This is a genomic window from Mariniflexile sp. (genome assembly GCF_052728615.1).
In genome coordinates this window covers 1-3,760 of the sequence record NZ_JBFVFE010000108.1, presented here as the reverse complement: position 1 = coordinate 3,760, position 3,760 = coordinate 1, and the positions used below count along the sequence as shown (strand labels likewise).

The window sequence follows — 3,760 nt, the reverse complement described above, 5'->3', positions numbered from 1 at the left end:
AAGTGAAAAGTCTTTAAAGCACTGGTTTTACTGACTTTTCAACTTTCTTTTCAACATTCGCTTGCGGATTTAAGGTATAATTTAGGAATAGAAAATAATCCCTATGTTAATAAACTATTAACAGAAGTAACCAAAGAATACAATGGAGTAGATTGGGACATTGTTAGCCGAAAAACCTATAATTATGATAATACTGCTGGTGTAAATGATTTTAATGATAATCAAATTACTGTATACCCAAACCCAACTACGGATTTTATTTATTTAAGCAATATTAATGAAAATTTAGATTATAAACTTTATGATGTAACTGGCAAAATAAGTATGGAAGGTAAATTGATTGCTAACAAAAAGATTGACATTAGCAACTTAAAAAGTGGGCTGTTTATTTTACAGTTAAAAACAGAAACAGGAAACATAACACACCGTAAAGTGTTTAAAAATTAAAGAAAAAAGTTAGTTACACATTTAAAAACAAAAAAAGCCATGCTATTTATTTATAGCATGGCTTTTTCAATAAACTACATTTTTAATTAATTACGCATCAATTTTAGCATACACAGCATTCTTTTCTATGAACTCTCTACGGGGTGGCACTTCATCGCCCATCAACATCGAGAAAATCCTATCGGCTTCCGTTCCATTATCTATTTGAACCAAACGCATGGTTCTAAACTCCGGATTCATGGTGGTGTCCCAAAGTTGTTCTGCATTCATTTCCCCAAGACCTTTGTAACGTTGAATGCCAACACTGCCACCAAACTCTTCGGCTATAGTATCACGTTCCTTATCGCTCCAGGCATAGGCTTTTTTCTGTCCTTTTTTCACTAAATATAAAGGTGGGGTAGCAATATAGATATGACCGTTCTCTATTAATTCTTTCATATATCTAAAGAAGAATGTCAATATCAACGTAGCAATGTGGCTACCATCAATATCCGCATCACACATAATGACAACCTTGTGGTAACGTAATTTTGAAAGGTTCAAGGCTTTGCTATCTTCTTCAGTTCCGATGGTGACACCAAGAGCAGTAAAGATATTTTTTATCTCTTCGTTCTCGAATACTTTGTGAACCATCGCTTTTTCAACATTCAAGATTTTTCCACGAAGTGGAAGAATGGCTTGAAATGCGCGATCACGCCCTTGTTTCGCCGTTCCACCTGCTGAATCTCCCTCAACTAAAAACACTTCGCATTTAGTGGGATCTTGCTCCGAACAGTCACTCAGTTTTCCAGGTAAACCACCCATACTCATAACCGATTTACGCTGTACCATATCACGAGCTTTCTGAGCAGCATGACGCGCTTGTGCAGCCAACATAACTTTTTGAACAATAATTCTAGCATCGTCTGGATGCTCTTCTAAATAGTCAGTCAGCATTTCAGAAACCGCCTGACTCACCGATGCAGAAACTTCTCTATTTCCTAATTTGGTTTTAGTCTGACCTTCAAATTGTGGCTCTTGGACTTTTACCGAAATAATAGCCGTTAGTCCTTCACGGAAATCATCACCGGCAATTTCGAATTTTAAATTCTTCAGCATACCAGAATCGTCGGCATACTTTTTAAGCGTCATTGTTAATCCACGACGGAAACCAGACAAATGGGTTCCACCTTCATGGGTGTTAATGTTGTTTACATACGAGTGCAAATTTTCTGCATACGACGTATTGTAAACCATTGCCACCTCAACTGGCACGCCATTTTTTTCACCTTCAAAAGCAATAACGTCTTTCATTAAAGGCTCTCTGTTTCCATCTAAAAACTTGATAAATTCTTTTAGACCTTCTGTAGAATGAAATGTTTCACCTTCAAACTCACCATCCTCTTTTTTAGTTCTTCTATCTACTAAATGAATTGTAATACCTTTATTTAAATAAGATAGTTCGCGTAACCTACTCGCCAACGTATCGTAATTATACTCTAAAGTTTGCGTAAAAATGGTTGAATCTGGTCTAAAAGTAACCGTGGTTCCTCTTTTATCCGACTCACCAATTTGTTTTACAGGGTATAACGCTTTACCACGCTCGTATTCTTGCTCGTACACTTTACCGTCTCTGTAAACGGTAGCTCGTAAATGTTCTGATAACGCATTCACACAACTTACACCAACACCGTGCAGTCCACCCGATACTTTATAGGAATCTTTATCAAACTTACCGCCTGCTCCAATTTTGGTCATAACCACCTCAAGTGCAGAAACACCTTCTTTTTTATGTAAATCTACCGGAATACCACGTCCGTCATCTTCTGTGGTAATCGAGTTATCTTCATTGATAATGACCGTAATATTGTTACAATGTCCGGCAAGCGCCTCGTCAATCGAGTTATCTACAACTTCATACACCAAATGATGTAATCCTCTGGTACCCACATCTCCAATGTACATGGATGGACGCATACGCACATGCTCCATACCTTCCAACGCCTGAATACTATCTGCTGAATAATTGTGCTTGTTAAATTCTTCTTTAGGTTCGCTCATATTATTATTTAATATTGTTTATTTCTATTATTTATTGCATAAAAAAAAGATGCCTTTTTGCATCCTTCTGAACACAAACAAATATACGAAATTATCATGCCTTTAAAAAGCATTTTATCGACTCATTCATATAATTATCAACATTTGTTAATTACTCAAAAGTGGCTTAAACGGTCTAAAAAGTGGCTTAAAACGGGGCTTGGAAGCTTTTTATAAATTCAGGAAACGGAAAGTTCGTAAAACCGTCTGAAAGTCTTCGTTTTGGCTTTTTAAGTATTGAAGTAATAGTTCATTTATAGTTGAATTTCTCCAGATAAGATCATTTTGAAACCATAGCCGAGGCAATCTGAAAAACACAACTTTATCTTTCTCCCATCTACACCTCTATGGTGGGGTGTAAAATATTTATATGATTTACAAAATAAGTTCGTTCTTTTTTTTATCTTTATTATGTAAATATTTTTTATTATGGAGGACAATATTTGGAAAACAAAGTCGCTTGAAAGAAGCAAAGAAAACAAGAGACTTAAAAAGCGTACAAAAGAATTAAAAACAAGTGGAGATTTATGGAAAGAGAAGTCAATTGCTAATAAAGCACGTTGCGTTGCTTTAGAAAACAGCCTAAAAAAAACGAAAAATTTAATAGAGAAGATTGTTTGCCAAACTATTTGAATTCAGAAAAGGCATTTGGATACACTTATCCTTTAATAATCATACAGTTGGCATTGTGCTTGGTCACAAAAGCAAACCTGAGCTACAGGTCCATACCTAGGGTTTTTAAAGCATTGAACGAAAGCCTGAATTTAGGTTTAAAAGCACCCACGCACGCAACAGTATTGATTTGGGTGAAAAAACAAGGGGTCGCGAATTTTAAGGACAAATCCTTTTTTGAAGGCAAAAAATGGTTCTTGATTCTTGATGAGAGCATCCAATTTGGCAACAAAAAATTGATGGCAGTTATGGCTGTTCTGTCCAGTTCCGTAGGAACCAAGGCACTCACTTATTTAGATTTGATTCCCTTGGTCTTAAAATCTTCAACAAGTTGGAAATCAGAACAGATCAAACAAGAGATAATTAATTCTATCGATGTAAAAGATGTTGAATATGTAGTGTGCGACAATGGGAATAATTTGAAATCAACCTGTTCTATTTTAAACTTGATACATGTAGAAGATGTGAACCATAAAATTTCTGGGTTTATAAAAAGTGTTTATGAAAAAGACCCTGTATTTGAGAGTTGTACCAAGCATTTATCAGGGTTGAGAGGAAAATT

4 protein-coding genes are annotated in these 3,760 nt (G+C 35.6%); 3 read left to right on the top strand and 1 reads right to left on the bottom strand.

Annotated elements, in window-relative coordinates; translation table 11 throughout:
• Window positions 1-21 precede the first annotated feature (21 nt).
• Complete coding sequence (locus ACU1LP_RS19320) at window positions 22-447, top strand: T9SS type A sorting domain-containing protein (protein ID WP_445737085.1); 426 nt, start codon at window positions 22-24, stop codon at window positions 445-447.
• A gap of 90 nt (window positions 448-537) precedes the next feature.
• Here the strand turns inward: ACU1LP_RS19320 and gyrB are convergent, their stop codons facing one another.
• Window positions 538-2,487, bottom strand: a complete 1,950-nt coding sequence (gene gyrB / locus ACU1LP_RS19315; RefSeq protein WP_445733806.1) for a DNA topoisomerase (ATP-hydrolyzing) subunit B — start codon at window positions 2,485-2,487, stop codon at window positions 538-540.
• A gap of 468 nt (window positions 2,488-2,955) precedes the next feature.
• On the opposite strand from gyrB, the gene ACU1LP_RS19310 reads away from it, so the two are divergent.
• Both ACU1LP_RS19310 and ACU1LP_RS19305 read left to right on the top strand, forming a co-directional pair.
• Complete coding sequence (locus ACU1LP_RS19310) at window positions 2,956-3,159, top strand: hypothetical protein (protein ID WP_445733805.1); 204 nt, start codon at window positions 2,956-2,958, stop codon at window positions 3,157-3,159.
• Window positions 3,156-3,760, top strand: a 605-nt coding sequence (locus tag ACU1LP_RS19305) for a hypothetical protein (protein ID WP_445737084.1), incomplete at its 3' end; no start/stop codon positions are given. The genes ACU1LP_RS19310 and ACU1LP_RS19305, both read left to right, overlap by 4 nt.

Coding starts and splice junctions, on each gene's coding strand:
- gyrB (WP_445733806.1), bottom strand. CDS start 2,487: ATGAGCGAACCTAAAGAAGAATTTAACAAGCACAATTATTCAGCAGAT.
- ACU1LP_RS19310 (WP_445733805.1), top strand. CDS start 2,956: ATGGAGGACAATATTTGGAAAACAAAGTCGCTTGAAAGAAGCAAAGAA.